The sequence below is a fragment of the Microcoleus sp. S1D4 genome (assembly GCF_036700765.1).
Lineage (GTDB): Bacteria > Cyanobacteriota > Cyanobacteriia > Cyanobacteriales > Microcoleaceae > Microcoleus.
This window is the reverse complement of record NZ_JAUBPP010000002.1, coordinates 241,670-261,537: the sequence shown is the minus strand read 5'-3', so window position 1 is coordinate 261,537 and position 19,868 is coordinate 241,670. Positions and strand designations below refer to the sequence as shown.

Here is a 19,868-nt window from a genome sequence, read left to right as displayed (position 1 = left end):
TTACAGCTCTCCCAAAATTGCGGTAATGTTATCTAAATCGTCCTGGCTCCACTGGCTCCACTTAAACTCTGCAAAGTCAGAAAAAGTGCAGCCACCAGCGTCGGGGGACTGACAGTATTGAATTAGCGATCGCAGCGATTCTATAAAGCCCGTTGCTAAATTTTCAATGCTTTCTCGTCGGTGAATACTTTCGCTGTAGGTCCAATCTAATTGCAGCTTGCCGCTGGCAATAAATCCGTTAATTTCCAGCAGATAACGCCGATTTCCGCGCGGGCTGCGAAGGGGGCCACTCGGCTCGGAAGACAGCATTAATAAAGAAGCTTTTGGCAGCACTTGGTCAAACTGTCCGAGATAATTAAAGCTTACCTCAGATTGCGGCAGTTTGTGCAAATTTTTAGCAATTTTTGGGTTTAAATATCGTAGGACACCGCAGCCAACACCGCGATTAGGCACGGCGCGTAATTGCTCTTTCACTGATTTGAGGGTCGCCCCTAGATCGGAAGGTTTTTCTAAATTTAACAGAACGGGAAAAACAGCGGTAAACCAGCCGATCGTGCGCGACAAATCTACTGCTTCAAATATATCTTCGCGCCCGTGACCTTCTAAGTCAAGTAAAAGTGAGTTATTGCCAGTCCAGCGTTCAAATGCTTGACCTAAAGCAGTTAGCAATACATCGTTAATTTGAGTGCGGTAAGCGGCAGGTACTTCTTGCAGGAGCAGTTTTGTTTCTTCAACACTCAAAGCAACGGATACTGTTTTTTCAGATGCAACTAAATTGGCTGCTGTGGGGAAATCTATTGGCAAGCTAGAAGTTGGTTGATGAGAAAGGGCGAACCAGTAATCGAACTCTCCCTGCAATTCGGGCGATCGCGCCCACTCATGCAAGCGTTCTGCCCACTGCTTAAAGGAGGTTGTTTTGGGCGGTAGCGCCACTGTTTCGTCGCGGCTAATCTGCCCGTAAGCTGTCTGGAAATCCTCAATTAAAATTCGCCAGGAAACAGCATCAACCGCTAAGTGATGAATAACCAATAACAAGCGATTTGGCTGATGTTTGCCCAAGTCAAATAGGGCAGCGCGAAGTAATGGCCCCTCGGACAAATTCAAACTAATTTGCAACTGAGTGGCAGCATTTTGGAAAGCGGCTTCTCGCTCCTCTGGAGGTAGCGAAGACAAATCAATGCAGGTAAAGGTCGCAACCTCGTCGGGATTGGCGATCTCCTGCTGCCAGCCAGATTCTCCTCGCGCAAAACGCAGGCGCAGCGCGTCGTGGTGCTTCAGCAATTCCTGCAAAACTGACTCAATTAATGCAGGTTCGAGAGGTTGCTGCAACTCTAAAAGCACCGCCTGATTCCAGTGGTGCGGATCGGAGAGATTTTGCTCGAAAAACCAGTGCTGAATCGGTGTCAGCGGAACTTCGCCAATGATTAATTCTTGTTCGGTTAAGTTTAATTTGTCTGTATCGGCAACGGCTGCTAACTGTGCAATGGTTTGGTGTTGAAACAGTTGTTTTGGTGTGAGTCGCAACCCAGCTTGATTGGCTTTAGAAATGACTTGAATGCTGAGTATAGAATCGCCGCCCAATTCAAAGAAATTGTCGTCAATTCCAACTTGTTCTAACCCCAATACTTGCGCCCAAATTTCTGCCAGGATTTTCTCAATAGCCGTGGTGGGCGCGGCGAATGCCTCTTCGAGTTCTGGCCGATCGCGATCCGGTGCAGGTAGTGCCTTGCGATCGACTTTGCCGTTGTTTGTTAAAGGCAGCGTCTCCAGCGTCACGAAAGCAGCAGGCACCATGTATTCCGGCAATTTTTCTTTCAGAAAGCAGCGCAGTTCGTGAATCAGTATTGAATGCTTATTTTGTGCTGCTGAGTTAGCAATGATATAAGCTACCAAGCGCTTATCGCCCGGTAAATCTTCTCGCACTATAACTACAGCATGGGCGACATCGGGATGCTGTCCTAGGGCTGCTTCAATTTCTCCCAATTCGATGCGGAAACCGCGCACTTTTACTTGGTGGTCAATTCGTCCCAAGTATTCAATATCGCCATTTGGCAGATAGCGAGCTAAGTCTCCCGATTTGTACAACCGCGCTTTCAAACTGTCATTAAAGGGGTTTGAAATAAACCGATCGCCCGTTAATTCTGGCTGATTGAGATAGCCCCGCGCGACGCCAGCGCCACCAACGTAAATTTCCCCAGGAATGCCGATGGGAACAGGTTGATAATTGCGATCGAGCAGGTAAACTTGCAAGTCAGGAATTGGACGGCCAATAAGGCTGGCATTTTTACTTAAATCAGCGGCAGTCAGCGGCCGATAGGTGACATGGACAGTTGTTTCTGTAATGCCATACATATTGACCAGTTGGGGGTGCCGATCGCCGTGCCGATCGAACCAAGGTTTTAAGCTTTGCAAATCTAAAGCTTCCCCGCCAAAAATTACTAAGCGCAGGCTTAAATCTTCGCCAATTCCAACAGATTTATCTGTCTCGATCAACTGGTAAAATGCAGAAGGAGTTTGGTTGAGAACTGTTACCTTTTCTTTGCATAGCAAGTTGTAAAATTCTTGGGGCGATCGGCTGACTGAATAAGGCACGATCGCGAGTCGCCCGCCGTATAGCAAAGCGCCCCCAATTTCCCAGACTGAGAAATCAAAGGCATAAGAGTGAAACAGCGTCCACACATCTTGCTCGTTGAAGTTGTACCACGACTGGGTAGCAGCAAACAGGCGGAGGACGTTTGAGTGAGAAACTAAAACGCCTTTGGGGATGCCAGTTGAGCCAGAAGTGTAGATAATATAGGCGAGATTTTCGGCAATGGTGGCGCTGGCGGGATTTTCTTTGCTGTGTTGGGATAAAGCACTTTGATCGGCATCGAGACAAACGATTTTGGCGCTGAATTTAGGCAGATTTGGCAACAAATTTTTCTCACTCAGCAGCACATTTACCTGTGCGTCTTCGAGTATAAAAGCAAGGCGATCGCGCGGGTTGGCTGGATCGAGCGGGACGTAAGCGCCCCCGGCTTTGAGAATGCCGAGAATGCCGACAATTGTATCGATCGCTCGCTCGACACAAATCCCTACCAAAACTTCTGGTTTAACGCCGATTTGTTGCAGGTAATGCGCGACTTGGTTGGCTCGTTTATTCAGCTCGCGGTAGGTGACTTTTTGGTCTTCAAATACGACGGCAATGGCATCGGGAGTTCGCTCGACCTGCGCTTCAAATAATTGATGAATGCAGCGATCGCTCGAATAATCGACGCGGGTGTCATTCCACTCTATCAACAACTGATGCCGCTCTTTTTCCCCCAGCAACGGCAACTCTTCAATCCGCCGATCTGGGTTGGCAGCTATGCCCTCCAGCAACCTGAGAAAATGCCCCGCCATCCGATTGATTGTGGCTGCATCAAATAAATCGGTACTGTATTCAAACTGACCGTAAATTTCTTCCTGTTTTTCTTCTAAATACAGCGTTAAGTCAACTTTTGCTGTCTGATTGTCAACATCTAAAAGAGTGAGATTGAGTCCGGCTATTGATTCCGCAGCAACAGGTGCAGTTTGCAAAACAAAAGCAACTTGGAACAGTGGATTGTAGCTCAAATTGCGATCGGGTTGCAACTCTTCAACCAGTTTCTCAAACGGCAAATCCTGGTGAGCGTAAGCTTCTAAACTCACCTCCCGAATGCGATCGAGCAACTGCCGAAAAGTGGGAGCACCTGACAAATCAGTTCGCAATACCAAAGTATTGACAAAAAACCCGATTAGCCCTTGAATTTCCGCTCTGTTGCGGTTGGCGATGGGAGAGCCAACGGGGATATCTGCCTGTCCTGTATAGCGATAGAGCAACGTTTTAAAGGCTGCTAGCAGGGTCATAAACAGGGTGGCATTTTCCTGGCGGCTGAGCTTTTTGAGGGCTGACCTTAGCGTTTTCGGGATGAGAAATGATTCTTTCGCGCCCCGATAGGTTTGCACCGGGGGACGGGGGCGATCGGCTGGCAATTCCAGCAAGGGGGGAACGCCATTAAGCTGCTTTTTCCAGTAGTTAAGTTGAGTTTGCAGGCGATCGCCCGCAAGCCATTCCCGCTGCCAAATAGCAAAATCGGCGTACTGGATCAAAAGTTCGGGAAGTGGGGATGGTTTGCCAATCGAAAACGCTTCGTAAAGTGCTGCTAATTCTTGCAGAAAGACTCCGATTGACCAGCCATCAAAAATAATGTGGTGTAGCGTCAGCAGCAAGACATATTCTTCAGCATCTAACTGTAGCAAACTAGCTCGCAACAGCGGCCCTTTGGTTAAATCAAAAGGTTTGCTAGCTTCTTCGGCAGCCAGTTGTTTTACTTTTTCTTCTCGCTGAGTTTCCGCCAATTGTTGCAGGTCTAAAACTTGCAGCCCGAAATTAAAATTCTCACCAACCACCTGCACGGGTTGACCGTCTACAGTGGCAAATGTCGTCCGCAAAGCTTCGTGACGGCGCACAATTTCCTGGAAACTTCGTTCTAGCACTACTACATTTAGCCTGCCTTTTAGTAACACAGCCGCCGGAAGGTTGTAAAAAGGGTTTCCCGGTTCAAATTGGTCAATAAACCACAGTCTTTGCTGGGCAAAAGAGGTGGGAAATGCAAATACTTCTTCTTCGGAAGCATTCGCCGAGTCGCGAGTATCTGTTGGATTTTTTTCGGAAAAATGCACCGTCATTGGATTAGTAACTGGTAATTGGTAATTGGAATTGCCGCCGATATTTGGGGATTGGTTATGAGGTAATATCTTGGGCGGGGCGGGTTTACGAGATTTATCGTTTTTAGTAAAGATATTGGCGAACCCGCCCCTACAGGAATAACGGTCAATCGAACAGACATGATATTATTGGCTGCTAACTCATGACTCATCACTGATTTGTGGTTAGCGCAAAGATGACAGTGACCTGCGGTACGCCGATCGCGAAACAGGCGCGATCGCGGGTTCTTCAACGGCCGCATTTTTGTTTTTGGCATCATTAATCTTTTCTGCAAGTACGGCGAGCGATCGTCCTGCAAAAATATCGCACAAAGGCAACTCTATCTGACAACATTCTCGTATCTTTGCTGCTAATTGAATTGCCAGCAGCGAATTTCCTCCTAGTTCAAAAAAGTTATCGGTAATGCTTAACTGTTCGATGCCGAGAACCTCACAGCAAATTCTCGCTAACATTGCCTCAACAGGGGTGCGCGGTGCGACAAAAATCTTTTCTTGTTGAATTGCAGCATCCGGTTCGGGCAGAGCCTTGCGGTTAACTTTGCCGTTCGCAGAAAGTGGCAGCGCCTCCAGAATTATCAATGCAGACGGCACCATATAATCGGGCAGTTTTTCTCTCAGGAATTGGCGCAATTCTTCAGTCGCAAGGACAGCATTTTGTTGGGGAACAATATACCCTACTAAGCGCTTTTGACTGTGATTTTCTCCGAAGGCGGTGACAATGGATGTTTTGACTGCTGGGTGCTCGTTCAAAGCAGCTTCAATTTCTCCGGCTTCGATGCGGAATCCTCGAATTTTCAGGCGGAAATCTTCTCGTCCTAAAAATTCGATATTGCCGTCAGGGAGGAAGCGCCCTAAATCTCCCGTTCGGTACAAGCGATCGCCCGTGACGGGGTGCGTGAGGCAACTGGCGCGAGTTTTTTCTTCATTCCGCCAGTATCCTTTTGTCAGTCCAACTCCGGCACAGCACATCTCGCCGGCCACCCAGACGGGACAGTCTTCGAGCCTTTCATTCAAAATGTAATAGCGTGTATTGGCGATCGGCTTGCCGTAAGGAATGCTCTTCCAAGAGGGGTCAACCGTTTCTACCGGATACCAGATGTTCCAGAGAGTGGTTTCAGTTGGCCCGCCGACGCTGACAACGCGGCATCCTTTGACGATCGCCCTTAACCTCTCAGGGAGCGTTATCGGTATCCAGTCACCACCGAGAAACGCCCAGCGCAAGCACTCTGGCAACACCTCAGAACGTCCGCCAGCGTAATCGAGCAGCATTTCCATCATCGGCGGAACCGAGTTCCAAATGGTGACGCGCTCTTTTACCATCAATTCTGCCCAGTGAGCGGGGTCTAGCCGTTGTGTGGCATCGGGAATGACGATCGCACCCCCGGCTGCTAGGATGCCGAAAATATCGTAAACGGACATATCGTGGTGCAGTGCGGTGACTGCGATCGCGCGATCGCACGCGGCCACATTAAACACTTGGTTGGTCTGAGCGATCGCATTGACTGCACCTCGGTGCGCGATCGCCACGCCTTTCGGCAAGCCAGTTGAGCCGGAAGTATAAATCACATAAGCTAAATCTTCCGCCTCCTGCACTGATTCCAAAGCTTCGCCGCTTTCTGTTGCTAATTCCTCAGTATCAAGACAAATTCGCCGCACATTGTTCGGCCATTCCAAGCGTTGATTTAACTGAGATTGCGTCAAAACAATCTCAACTTCGCCATTTTCCAGCAAATACCACAGCCGCTCTTTTGGTAGCGCCGCATCTACGGGTAAATAAGCAGCTCCAGAGGCTAGAATTCCCAAGACAGCGACGACTTGCTCCCATCCTTTCTCCATGACGACGGCAACCAATTGATTAGGGCGAACTCCGAGATTTCGCAAGCAATGACCGACTTGATTCGATCGCAGATAGAGTTCCTCGTAGGTGAGGGTACGATCGCGCGTAATGACGGCTGGTTCGTGCGATCGCGACGCGACTTTCTCAGCAAACAATTCATGCAGCAATACATCGGGAATGGGTGCTTCAATGCTATTAGTAAAGGCTTGCTGAAACTGCACCGTTTTATGCCAAGTTTCCTCTTCATTGGCGAGGCTTTGCAATAGGCTGCAATAGGCGTCAAACATATCGTCAATCATCCCTGGCGGGAAAAGTTCTTCCACCGCATCCCAGCTAAAAGACATCCCCTCAGAGGTTTCGGTAAATTGCGCGTCGATCCAAACTTGCGGAGTTTGACCGATAATGTGCACCAATTCTCCCAATTCTTGAATGAGAGAGAAGATAGAAGTATCTTCCCCAGGCGCGTTTTGCGGATCGATCGTAAACACGACTGGCATCAGCGCTGCAGTTGTACCTTGCGCTTGGGCGAGTTCTCGTAAAACCCGCACGCCGCTGACATATTGGTGTTCTAAATCTTGCCAAAGTTGTTCTTGCAATCGCTTGGCTCGTACTTCAAAACTTTCTTGCTTTGAGTTATCTATTTCTAGCAGAGTAAATGACGCAAATTCTCCGATAATTTCCTCAACTTGAGAATGCAAAGGCAACCGATTAAAGCGCGGCACGTTGAGGGTAAACCGAGGCGTTTTGCTCCACAGAGACAGAACCTCCGCATAGGCGGCCAGCAATAAGCCCGTAGGAGTGAGGCTGGCGCGAGCTGTGCGCGTTTTGAGTCGCTGCCAAGTTGAGAAATCTAAGCGATCGCTCCAGCGTTTAAATCGCGGCTGTGTTAAGGAATTCGGGTGTTTGGCGAGGGGCAATTCCGGCGCTGCTGGCAGGGTTTTGAGGCGAGGGAGCCAGTAATCTAAGGATTGCTGGTAAAGTGGGGATTTTTCTAAGGCGATCGCAGCTAACACGCAGTCGCGAAAAGACAGTTGCAAGGGCGCGATCGCAGTATGGGGATTTCGGTAAAACTTGACCAAATCACCAAACAAAATTTGAAAACTCCAGCCATCTATGCACAAAGCGTCAATGCTGAGATGCAAGCGAATGCGATCGTTCATTTGCGAAGCGCAAATTTCAAATAGCGGCCAACGATCGAGCGGCAGCACTTGGTGAGAAAGGCGATCGCGGATTGCTTCGAGTTGTTCGTCGGCAACTTTTGAATCGAGCGATCGCAAATCCACAACCTCAATTTTATAAGCGGGTACGTTTTCCAGAATTTGCTGCTGTCCGTTCGGAAGTACGATCGCCCGCAGCATATCGTGGCGCTCTACAACTCGCTGCCACGCGAGGCTAAACCGCTCTAAATCTAACTCGTCGCTCTCAATTTCTACATAGCCGTGAATGGCAACATTGCCCATTTCAAAGAAGCTATTTCTCCCGATCCAGTACGCCTGCTGCATTTCATTGAGCGGAAATGGTTGGTAGCGATTTTGAGGATCGGGGGCGATCGCGGGCAGTGAAATCAGGGGTTCGGGCGACTGCTGGCTCTTAGCTTGTGCGATCGCAACTGCCAGACTGGCGACAGTAGGGGATTGAAACAAGCAGCGCAACGATAGCTCAACTTGAAAGCGATCGCGCACCTTGGCAATCAGTTGAGTTGCCAGCAAAGAGTGACCTCCCAACTCGAAGAAATTGTCATTAATTCCCACTTGTTTTAAGCCGAGAACCTCCGCCCAAATATCAGCTAATACTTGTTCTTCTAAAGTCTCAGGAGCGATAAAATCGGCGTCTAAACTGTTGGTTTCCGGTGCGGGAAAAGCTTTAAAATCTACCTTACCGTTTGGCGTTAATGGCATGGCTTCTAAAAACATGAAACTGGCAGGCACCATATAATCTGGCAGTTGTTCCCGGAGAAAAGAACGCAGATTTTTAATCCGTGCAGAGTTGTCAATGCTGACTGCTGAGTTTAAAACGAGGTAGGCGATTAAGCGCTTTCCGGCTGAATCTTCGTCACGCGCGAGAATGACGGCTTCTTGCACGTCTGGATGTTGGCTGAGTGTGGATTCAATTTCTCCCAACTCTATGCGAAAACCGCGAATTTTTACTTGGCGATCTGTGCGATCGAGAAATTCTAAATTCCCGTCGGGGAGATAGCGGACTAAATCGCCTGTTTTGTAAAGGCGAGAGTGCTTCGCACACGCTTCGCGAACGCCTTGCTTGCTGCTAAAAGGATCGGGAATAAATTTTTCTCGATTCAGATCCGAACGGTTGATATATCCTCTGGAAACGCCCGCACCTCCGATATAAAGTTCGCCTGGGACTCCGATCGGAACGGGTTGCAAATTAGCATCGAGTACATAGGTGCGGGCATTTGGAATTGGACGACCAATCGGCAGCAATTTTGCAGTAGAAATATTCCCCGATAACTCGCACCACGTCGCCACAATTGTTGTTTCTGTGGGGCCGTAAGTATTGACGAGTCGCACTTTTTCTGAAACGCACTTTTGCCACTGATTCAGCGACGCTGGAAGTGCAGTTTCTCCGCCAATAATTGTCAAGCGCACTGATGGAGGAAATTCTGCTTTTTCGGTGCTGAGTCTGGCCGTTAATTCGCGCCAGTAAGCTGTCGGTAAATCTAAGACGGTGATTTGCCATTCCCGGCATTTTTGCAGGAAGGAAGAAATGCTGTCTAACATGGAATTTCCGCGCAGTACCAAAGTTGCGCCTCGCGTTAAACAGGGATAGATTTCTTCGGCGCTGGCGTCGAAGCTGAGGGAAGCAAATTGGAGAATGCGATCGCCTGGTTCGATGCCATATTCGACACTTGCAGCCTGCGTATAATTCGCCAAAGATTGATGCTGCACCATCACTCCTTTTGGGTTGCCGGTAGACCCGGATGTATATATGATATAAGCGAGGTTTTCTGGCAAAACGGCGCTCTCAGGATTTGACTTATTTTGTTTAGCGATCGTCTGCCATTCTGCATCCAAGCAAATCACAGAAATATTATTTTGGGTTGGCGTTTCTGCTTTTAATTCTGCTTGCGTCAGCAATACGCTAACTCCAGCGTCTTCTAACATGAAGGCGAGGCGTTCTTTAGCATAGATGGGGTCGAGGGGCAAATAAGCGCCGCCTGCTTTTAATACGCCTAAAATTCCGACGATCGCATCGAGCGATCGCGCCATATAAACGCCTACTATCCCATCTGGTTTTACGCCGAAGGAATGCAAATAATGGGCAAGTTGATTTGCGCGATCGTTCAGTTCTCGGTAGGTCAAACTTTGGCATTCAAATTGCACCGCAACAGCATCTGGTGTTTTCGCAACTTGCGCTTCAAATAAGCGATGAATACAGGCATTTTGAAAGTTATTTGTTTGAGTATTATTCCACTCAAATAGAAGTTGCTGGCGTTCGGCTTCTGCAAGCATCGGTAAATCTGATAAACGCGCGGAGGGATTCGCAACGATACCTTCTAATAAGTTCTGAAAATGCCTCGCCATTCGCGCGATTGTAGCAGCTTCAAATAAGTCTAAGCTGTATTCAAACCACCCTCTAATACCTGTTGCTGTGGCTTCTAATTCCAAGGTTAAATCGAAATTTGTTGTGCCGCTGTGAATCTGTTGGCAGTTCAGGCTTAAACCTGGCAATTCTAAGGCGAATTTAGAGGCATCTTGAAAGGCAAACATCACCTGAAATAAAGGCGAGTGACTTAAATCTCGATTCGGCTGCAATTCTTCTACGAGCTTTTCAAATGGCAATTCTTGGTGTGCATAAGCGCCTAATGCAACCTCTCGCACTCGACTCAGCAACTCTCGAAAAGTGGGATTTCCATTTAAGTCAGTCCGTAGGACTAAAGTATTGACAAAAAATCCAATCAATGATTCAATTTCGCTGCTGTTGCGGCTGGCAATTGGTGAACCGACGAGGATATCTTCTTGCCCCGTGTAGCGGTAAAGCAGTGTTTTGAATGCTGCCAGCAATGTCATAAATACAGTGGTTTTTTCGCTGCGACTCAATTGCGTAATTGCCTCGGTTAAGTGTTCTGGCAATTCAAATAATTGCCGACCTCCCTTGTAACTTTGAACAGCGGGACGAGAAAAGTCTGTTGGTAAATTTAGAACCGCTGCGCTACCACTTAACTGCTGCTTCCAGTAAGTAAGTTGAGCTTCTAATATTTCTCCCTGCATTTGTTGGCGCTGCCAAGTTGCAAAGTCTGCATACTGAATTGGCAGCGGTGGAAGCGAGGCTAAATTATTATTAGTAAATCCTTGGTAAAATGCCGCTATTTCCCGTAAAAGTACGCCCAAAGACCACCCATCGAAAATGATATGATGGGCGGATAAAAGCAGGGTATGTTCTGTTTCAGATAGGCGCAGAAGTTTGGCACGGAGCAGATGTGGTTGAGTTAAATCAAAGGGCAATTTTGCTGCTTCCGCAGACATTTTTTGCGCTGCTTTCTCGCGTTCCTCCGGGGAGCGGTCGCTCAAATCTATCAGCGGTAATGGGAAACTTTTGGCGTCAAAAATAACTTGTACTTGGGCTTTTTCTCCACCAGCAAACGCAGTTCTTAAAATCTCGTGTCGCTCGATAATTTTCTCAATACTTTGCCGGAGTGCTTCTGCATTAAGTTGCCCCGTCACCCGAACCGCACCGCAGAGGTTGTAGAAGGGGTTTCCCGGTTCCAATTGGTCGAAGAACCACAAGCGCTCTTGGGCAAAAGACAGGGGAAGATGGCGCGAGCGAGAAACAGGTTCAATGACGGCTGCTTTGGTATTTCCTGTTAGTTGCTCTAGAATTTGCACTGCCAGTCGAGCAATGCTCCTATCCTCAAACAAATCGGCAACCGATACACTAACGCCCAAGTCACTCTCTATTTGATTTTTTAACTCAAAAATTCTTAAAGAATCTAGTCCAAAGCTACTGAGTGGTTGATCGATTTCAGTCGGCTTTAGCCGACTTTGGCTATTAGCCGGGGAATTCATTCCCCGGCGGTTTACCTGCTGCCAAAGGTAAGCCTCAAGAAGCAACTGCCGTTCTTGTAACTCTGCTGTCAGCAGAATTTCTCGCGTTAGTTGATTGTCTATTTCCACCGAATCAGCTAACTCTAAAACGCTACTGGCGACTACTTCCAAATTGTCAGCTAGAAAGTCAGCATAGGCGGCGCGACGTTGAATTTTACCGCTGGTCGTTTTCGGAATGCTTCCGGGCTTAATCAGCACTACTCCATAAACTTGCACTTCATATTCTTGAGCAATGCGGGATCGGATGGCGCTGATAATTTCCTCGGCATTATCCGGCGCTTTGCGAGATTGTAATTCTGGCACGATAACGAGCTGTTCTTCGCCTGCGACTTCCACCGAGAAGGCCGCGATCGCCCCTGGCCGCAAACTGGGATGGCTGCCCTCTGCTGTTCTTTCTATATCTTGGGGGTAAAGATTGCGACCTCGGATGATAATCAAATCTTTGAGTCGCCCTGTAATAAACAGTTCTCGATCGCGTAAAAAGCCTAAATCTCCTGTTCGCAAAAATGGCCCTTCGCTGGTATCTGAGAGATATGCTTGAAAGGTTTTTTCTGTCTCTTCTGGGCGATTCCAATAGCCTCGCGCCACTGTTTCGCCAGCTACCCAAATTTCTCCGACTTCCTGCGGCTGACATTGCGTCAGAGATTCGGGATTGACGATCGCAACTTTAGTGCCAAATTCAGGGAAACCGCAGCCGACTAAAGTTCTCGCGCCCCCCTCGCCTTCGACAACTTCTACAATGTGATTATTTTCCAGCGCCCCAGCATCAACAGCTAAGAAAGTCGGTGTTGCGCCGCTGCGAACCGTGGCAATTTTTAGCGTGGTTTCTGCCATTCCGTAAGCAGGACAAAAGGCATCCGCCTGAAAACCCCAGGGCTCAAAAGCTTTGGTAAATCGTTCTAGGGTTTCTTTGTGGATGGGTTCTGCGCCGTTATAGGCCACGCGCCAACTACTCAAGTCGAGCATTTTTTGGCCATCGCCCAACATTTTGCTGATTTTGCTAGCACACAAGTCGTAAGCAAAATTTGGCCCGCCGCTGTGGGTAGCTTTGTAGCGCGAAATCGTTTCCAACCAGCACATCGGGTTCTGAATAAACGCGGCTGGTGGCATGAAGTAAGAGGGAATTCCCAGATACAAAGGTTTGAGCAATCCGTCAATTAACCCCATGTCGTGAAACGGGGGAAGCCACGTTACCGCAACGCTTTCGGCATCGTGATCAAAGCCTCGGTGAATGTATTCGATGTTGTACAAAACGTTGGCGTGGCTCACCATTACGCCTTTGGGGGTGGAGGTTGAGCCGGAAGTGTACTGAAGATAAGCCACGGAGTCGGGATCGATGGGTGGCTGCTGCCACTTTTCGCCGTCATCGGAAAGCACCTCTGCACTCAGCCAGTGTATCGCTTTAAGTTCCGGGGCTTGCTCGCACAGTTGCTCTAAATTTTCCAGGTGTCGTGTGGGAGCGATCGCAACTGTTGCTCCTGCGTCTTTGGCGATCGCACTAATTTTCGCTAAATTCCGTTTCAGCTTCGGTGGATAGAGGGGAACCGCGATCACTTTGGCGTACAAGCATCCAAAAAAGGCGGCGAGATAGTCCAATCCTGGCGGGAAAAGCAGTAAGGCTCGTTCGCCACTGAGCCCCAATGTCTGAAGTCGCGAGGCGTGCGATCGGGCGATCGCATCTAACTCTCGATAAGTCAAACTGGCGGTTTCAGTTTTTCCGTCTAACAGAAATGTATATTTCTGCTCTGGTTGGTGTAACGCTCTATTTTGTAGGAGTTCTACTAAATTTGTACAACTTTCGGTGAGTTGGTTTCCCTTAATGCTTGCGTCACTCATCGATTCTTTTTACCTAATAAATCTTGTTTGCAGTACGCCAACCAGTTCCGCCAAATTCTTTCCACATAGACTTTCTGTGAACAGTTGTCCGGCGTTACGAGTCTCTCATCAGCGCGTTTGAGTCTTCAATCCGGGTATTAGCGCTTCTTTTAACGTTTTGTGGTCGATCGCCCTGTTCGGCAATGACAAGCGAATTTCAAAGGTGGTACCCGCCACCTGATTGATCCGTGGAATCAATCGGGAGCATCTGGAATCTCAAATCCTCAAGCCCCCGAATTGATTCGTGGGGTCAATCGAAAGCATCTCAAATCTAAAATCTCAAATCGAATGACTCCGGGGCAATTTTCAGTCCGAGCCAGCTTCGACATCAGCTTCAGGGACTTTACGACTATCGACTTTTAAGATAGTAGACTAGATGATATCTATTGTCAAGAGTGGTTGAGGTATTTTATTGACTCCTGTCATTTCCTATATGAGAATTTTTTCTAACTCTTGCCATAGCATTTTAGGCGATCGTTTGTCAAGACCTTACCGTCAACCATAATAGGCAAGTAGTCCCCAACTAGATAGAAGGGTCGCACACCAATCTAAAATGCAATTAATTTGCATTAGTTAGCTCTTGACAGATGCAAGGACTCCGTTATCTAATTAAGGTACTTTCTCATTAAGTGTCCAGCGACTACTTCCTTTAACCGAGGAAAATGCCCACCGTGGCAACTCGTCCAAAGGCTCCACCGGACTGAGGCTTTTGTCCTCACGCACCTCCTGCATTCCCAGACAAATCCCCTAGCGACGGGAGAATCGGCTCGAAATGCGCCCGAAAACTGGGCAGGATCTTCGGCAAGTCAGTTTCAATAGCCAGAGAAAAGCAGCCACGCTGCCACAAATCAGGTTGTGCAAGCAACGCCAACCACATATCCGAAGTTCCATTAATTGTTGATTCAAGAGTAATGAACAGATCGCAGAAATTATTAAGCAGCCTCGGGCTGGCAGGAGTCGTGCCAGCGTTAATCGCTCAGTCGGCGTGCGCTTCCACCATCGCGCAGGTGACGGCAGTTCGCCTCAACCCCACGTCAGAAGGCATCGAAATCATCCTAGACACTGAAGATGGAAGACCCCTGCAAGTCTTCAGCACCAGCTTTGGCGAAACTTTACAAGTTGATGTCATCACCGCTCAACTGCGATTATCGGGGGGAAATGAGTTTCGTCAAGACAAACCGGCTGCCGGAATTGCTTCTGTCACCGTTACTCCTTTAGATAACAACAGCATCCGCATCAAAGTGATTGGCGAGAGGGGTCAACCAGTGGCACGGGTGATTCCTAATGCTGCGGGTCTGATTCTGGGCTTAAAACCCAGCTCGGAGATGACTGCTCGCCCGCCTGCACCGGCTCCTACAACACAGCGGCCAGGGACACCCGCAGCACCCTTACCACCGACAGGGCAGCCAGTAGAGATACCCGCAGAACCTTTACCACCAACAGCGCAGCCGCCAGGAACGCCCGGAGAATCCTTTCCACCGACAGCGCAGCCGCCAGGAACGCCCGGAGAATCCTTTCCACCGACAGCGCAGCCACCAGGAATGCCCGGAGAACCCTTGCCACCGACAGCGCAGCCACCAGGAACACCGACACAGCCACCCGCTATAACGCCACAGGTAGGGAGAGACGCGATTGAAATCGTCGTCACTGCAACGCGAACCGCAGAAAGAGTGACGAACGTGCCGCGCTCTATAACAGTGGTAGACTCAGAAGAACTTCAGCAGCAGGTAGGGCAATCGAGAAATATCGGGGAAGCTCTGGCAAATCAGGTTCCCGGTTTCGCGCCTCCGACTCAACAAACTAGCACTTATGGACAAACTTTGCGGGGGCGCGACGTTTCCGTTCTGATTGACGGCGTGCCGCAAACAACCAATCTTCAATCTTTTGGCAGAGAATTTAGAAACATCGATCCCAGTGCGATCGAACGCATTGAAGTAGTGCGGGGGTCTACCGCAATCTACGGTGCTCAGGCTACGGGTGGCGTGATTAATATTATTACTCGCCGGCCAACTGAGGAAAGGCTAACTGCTGTTACTGAAGTGGGTGTCGGTAGCGCTTTAACAAATACAGAAGATGCTCTAAGCTTTAACGCTCAGCAGACGATTTCTGGTCGAAGTGGCAATTTCGATTTCACCGGCACTGTCTCGATCGCCAGAAGTGGAGCTTTTTACGATGCCAAAGGCGATCGCATTCCCTATTTTGAACTCGGCGGAGATAGCAGCACCCTCTTCAACGTGATGGGCAAAGTCGGGGTAGATTTGGACAGCCAACAGCGGCTGCAACTAACTGTCAATCACTATCGGGAAACCCAAGATCCCAATGTGATCCCAGACCCTAGTGTTGACGACCAGGAAGGACGGCAAAAAGCCCGCGCCATCCGAAGCGGAGATTTGGATATTGACGGGGAAACACCGGGAAATAGAAGTACACAGCTCAACCTCAGTTACACCAACCAAAACCTTTTTGGCAGCAGCCTTCAAAGTCAAATTTACTATCGAACGAATTCCAATGTAAGTGTTCCCTCTGATTTTCGCACGTCCGATTTCTTTGGCCCGTTTGTCGGCGTTGCTCGTTCGCGAGCCGAAAACGAACAAATAGGAGGAAGGCTTGCGGTCACCACTCCTTTATCCAGTGCCGAAAATCTTCGATTAACTTGGGGTTCTGACTATATTACTGAAGATAGCAAACAGCGTTTCGACCTGTACGACCCAGAGAGAGTTGACGCAAGTGGTGGCAGGGTTTACCGGAAAATTTCCGAGCGTCCTTTCGTTCCTCCTTACACTTATGACAGCCTTGGCTTTTTCGGTCAATTGGAATGGAATATTGACGATATCGTCATTTTAAGTGGCGGGATACGTCACGAACGCGTCGGGTTAAACGTCAATGATTATACCACTTTTAACGATCGCCAGATCGAAGGAGGCGATCGCAAATTTAACGCCACCCTATTTAATACAGGGGCTGTCTATAAACTTAATGACAACTTCAACATATTTGGCAACTTTTCTCAAGGTTTCTCAGTTCCAGATTTCGGCCGCATTCTCCGCCAACCCCCCGACGATTTTGTGGGAATTGAATCTTCGTTAGAAGTAACTCAACCGCAAAAAGTCAACAGCTACGAAATTGGCATTCGAGGAGGGTGGCAATCCGTGCAAATGTCGCTTGCCGCTTTTTACAATACCTCCGATCTAGGAATCAGTTTTCAACCAGTTGGCAACACAGGTCGCCTGGAACTAATCCGCGCCCCAGAACGCATTTACGGCTTAGAAGGAACTGTGGATTGGCAACCTGCACGAGCATGGTCGATCGGCGGGACTGCTACCTATATTCAAGGTGAATATGACGACGACAATGGCCGTTCTCTCGCCCTCGATAGCAGCCGAATTCCACCGCTCAAGCTAACAGCTTATCTGCAAAATGAAACTTTGCCGGGATGGAACAATCGGTTACAGTTCTTATATTCTGGAAATCGCGATCTAGCATTCAAAGACGGCTCGGATGGCGGCCCGATTAGCAGCTATCTCACGTTAGATTACATCAGCTCGGTGAAAATTGGATTGGGCGAACTACAAGTCAAAGTTGAGAATTTATTGAACAATCAATATTTTCCTGTGCTGTCGCAATACTTAGCTGGATTTGGCTCAGACAGCTCTAATTATGCAGCGAGAGGTTTAACTCTCAGTGTTAATTACCGCCTTAACTGGTAGTTACAGCAGATGCAGGTTTATGAGGTAGATTCAATATCCCAAGACAGGGAATTCATTCCCTGTCTGACTATCGGTTTTACCTTAATTAGAACAGTTAACGGCTTCGAGGAAAAATTCGAGATGAAGTTCCGCAAACTCGCATTTAAACTGCACTTGTATTTGGGGTTGGTGGTAGGAATATTTTTAGCAGTAATTGCTTTAACGGGTAGCTTGCTGGTTTTTAGTCCCGAAATCGAGCGGTTATTCAATCCCCAACTCCTGCAAGTAATTCCTCAAGCCGAACGGATACCGCTGGAAAATGTCCTGCAACTTGTCGAAAAAGCTTATCCGCAAAATCAAGCTCTTAGTATCTTGCTGCCGCGCTCGGCGAAGGAAGTTTGCCAAGTTTCGATGCTTTCAAAAAGTGAGGAAGTAGTTAACGTTTATGTCAATCCTTACAGTGGAGAAATTAAGGGTGCGCGCCTTGGGAAAGAAACTTTTACAGGTTTGGTTTTTACGTTACACGCGGAATTAGCTGGAGGAGAATTCGGTCATCTTGTTGTCGGCATTTGCGGTCTAGTAATGCTAGGACTAACTTTTACGGGTTTGGTATTGTGGACTGGTTGGCGCAATTTGGCTCGCGGATTTTCTATTAATTGGAAAGCTCACTGGCAGCGGACTGTATTTGATTTACATAACGTTTCTGGCATTGTATCGGTCGCTTTTCTCATACTCATTTCCGCTACAGGGACAGCGATAATTTTTTACGTGCCGGTTGAATCTACTCTGTATTGGCTAACCAATGAAAAGCCCCAGCCAGCATTGACTTCTCATCCCAACTCTAGCAGTTTGAGGCAAAGCCTTGATGAAATATTACAGCAAGTTAGTATTGTTTGGCCGGAAGCTAAAACCACTTTTATTTCTTTGCCTTTGACACCTGAAGCAACTTTTAAAGTAAGGAAAAAATTTCCTAATGACCCGCACCCAAACGGGATTAGCACGATTTCTATCGACCAATACAGTGGCGAAATATTGCAGGCTGATAGTGTAAATTCGGCTTCTGTCGCAAATCGAATTCTCAACTCGCTTTATCCGCTACATATTGGCAGCTATGGCGGAATTTACTTGCGGCTGGCACACGCGATCGCAGGATTAGCAGCGTTTGTACTGTTTGTTACGGGTGTACTGATGTGGCGGCAGCGGCATTTGGTGAAATTTTACCGCAAGGAGGCGAGACAGCAATATGAAGAATTATCTCCACTGAGCCAGCAATGGCCTTGGTTTTAATGAGAGCGGCGTGCGGTTTGATTCGGGTGTGATTCTCCTGCTTAAAAACCCCTATCATCTGAATTTTAAATCCTATCAATCGCTTATTTAATGCAAAAATTTATTCAACTCTGGCTCGGACAAACTGCTTCGATGATTGGCAGCGCTATGTCCGCGTTTGCGCTGACTATTTGGATTTGGGAATCCACCAGTCAAGCGACAGCTTTGGCTTTGTTGATGTTTTTTACTCAATTGCCACGCATCTTGCTTGCTCCGGTTGCTGGCATTCTCGTCGATCGCTGGAATCGAAAATTTTTAATGGCGATCGGTGATGCGGTTTCAGCTTTGTTAACGCTCACTATCCTATTACTTTATATCAGCCAAAACCTGCAAATATGGCATATATATGTAGCGGCTGCGGTTAACGGAATTTTTGACCAAATTCAGCAGTTAGCTTACTCAGCAGCGATCGCCACAATGATGCCAGAAAAGCATTACAGCCGCGCTAGCAGTTTAAGTTTTTTGGCAAGTTACGGTGCGAGTATTATTGCTCCGACGCTGGCGGGGATTCTCTATTCTGCGATTGGGCCCGGCGGGATTTTTACGATCGACCTGGCAACTTTTACAATCGCGATCGGCACCCTAGTATCTGTCAAAATACCACAGCCCGCGATCGCGCCAGCGTTGCGGAGCAATATCGCCTCCAATCCCCAGCCGACTCGCTTTCACCTATTGCAAGAACTCAGCTTCGGATTCCGCTACATCGTCCAGCGTCCCAACCTGCTTGCCTTGCTGGTGTCCGTTTCGCTATTCTGGTTTGCTCACGACATCGGCGCGGCCCTCTACTCACCGATGATACTGGCACGCACCGGCAACAATGCCAGAATCCTCGGTACTATCCTTTCAGCCGCCGGCGCAGGCGGCGTTTTAGGAGCATCAATTATCAGTATTTGGGGGGGCCCCAAACGCCGAATCCGGGGCTTTCTGCTAGGCATGGCAGGCGCGGGCTTGAGTAAAATAGTCTTTGCTTTCGGCCAGGCGCTTTCCATTTGGATTCCCGCTCAATTTTGTTCGTCTTTCAATTTCCCCATCCTCGGCAGTTCCAACGAGGCGATATGGTTGGCGAAAGTCGCACCAGAAGTACAGGGGCGCGTTTTTGCTACCAGAGCAGTCATCATGCAATTGGCGTCTGCGATCGGTTTATTGATCGCAGGCCCACTTGCCGATCGCGTCTTTGAACCCGCCATGCAACCGGGAGGTTTTTTAGCAGCTATTTTTGGCGGACTTCTGGGGACAGGTGCCGGCGCTGGGATGGCTTTGTTATACGCTATCTCCGCGCTGGGCTTATTGCTCGTAGCAGTCGGTGGGTATGCTTGCCGACTGCTGCGCGATCCCTAAAGGGGAAACGGAAAG

Annotated in this window: 5 protein-coding genes; 3 read left to right on the top strand and 2 right to left on the bottom strand. The window is 48.5% G+C overall.

The features are described 5' to 3' along the window. Complete coding sequence (locus tag QT998_RS03435; protein ID WP_333114109.1) at nt 1–4,689, bottom strand: amino acid adenylation domain-containing protein; 4,689 nt, start codon at nt 4,687–4,689, stop codon at nt 1–3. A 204-nt stretch (nt 4,690–4,893) separates the two neighbouring features. Continuing rightward, entirely contained in the window at nt 4,894–13,464 is an 8,571-nt protein-coding gene (locus tag QT998_RS03430) for an amino acid adenylation domain-containing protein (RefSeq protein WP_333114107.1), read from the bottom strand. A 950-nt stretch (nt 13,465–14,414) separates the two neighbouring features. Between QT998_RS03430 and QT998_RS03425 the strand changes: the two genes are divergently transcribed. The 3 genes from QT998_RS03425 to QT998_RS03415 all read left to right on the top strand — a co-directional run bounded on the left by QT998_RS03425 (nt 14,415) and on the right by QT998_RS03415 (nt 19,853). Next, on the top strand, nt 14,415–17,210 hold the full coding sequence (locus QT998_RS03425) for a TonB-dependent receptor domain-containing protein (protein ID WP_333114105.1): 2,796 nt from the start codon (nt 14,415–14,417) through the stop codon (nt 17,208–17,210). Between the two features lie 9 nt (nt 17,211–17,219). Continuing rightward, complete coding sequence (locus QT998_RS03420) at nt 17,220–18,476, top strand: PepSY-associated TM helix domain-containing protein (protein WP_333114102.1); 1,257 nt, start codon at nt 17,220–17,222, stop codon at nt 18,474–18,476. A 90-nt stretch (nt 18,477–18,566) separates the two neighbouring features. Next, nucleotides 18,567–19,853, top strand: a complete 1,287-nt coding sequence (locus QT998_RS03415) for an MFS transporter (RefSeq protein ID WP_333114099.1) — start codon at nt 18,567–18,569, stop codon at nt 19,851–19,853. Nucleotides 19,854–19,868: the final 15 nt, after the last annotated feature.

Excerpts from the sequence above, each read along its gene's own strand:
- QT998_RS03425 (WP_333114105.1), top strand. The coding sequence starts at position 14,415 with ATGAACAGATCGCAGAAATTATTAAGCAGCCTCGGGCTGGCAGGAGTC.
- QT998_RS03415 (WP_333114099.1), top strand. The coding sequence starts at position 18,567 with ATGCAAAAATTTATTCAACTCTGGCTCGGACAAACTGCTTCGATGATT.
- QT998_RS03435 (WP_333114109.1), bottom strand. The coding sequence starts at position 4,689 with ATGACGGTGCATTTTTCCGAAAAAAATCCAACAGATACTCGCGACTCG.
- QT998_RS03420 (WP_333114102.1), top strand. The coding sequence starts at position 17,220 with ATGCAGGTTTATGAGGTAGATTCAATATCCCAAGACAGGGAATTCATT.
- QT998_RS03430 (WP_333114107.1), bottom strand. The coding sequence starts at position 13,464 with ATGAGTGACGCAAGCATTAAGGGAAACCAACTCACCGAAAGTTGTACA.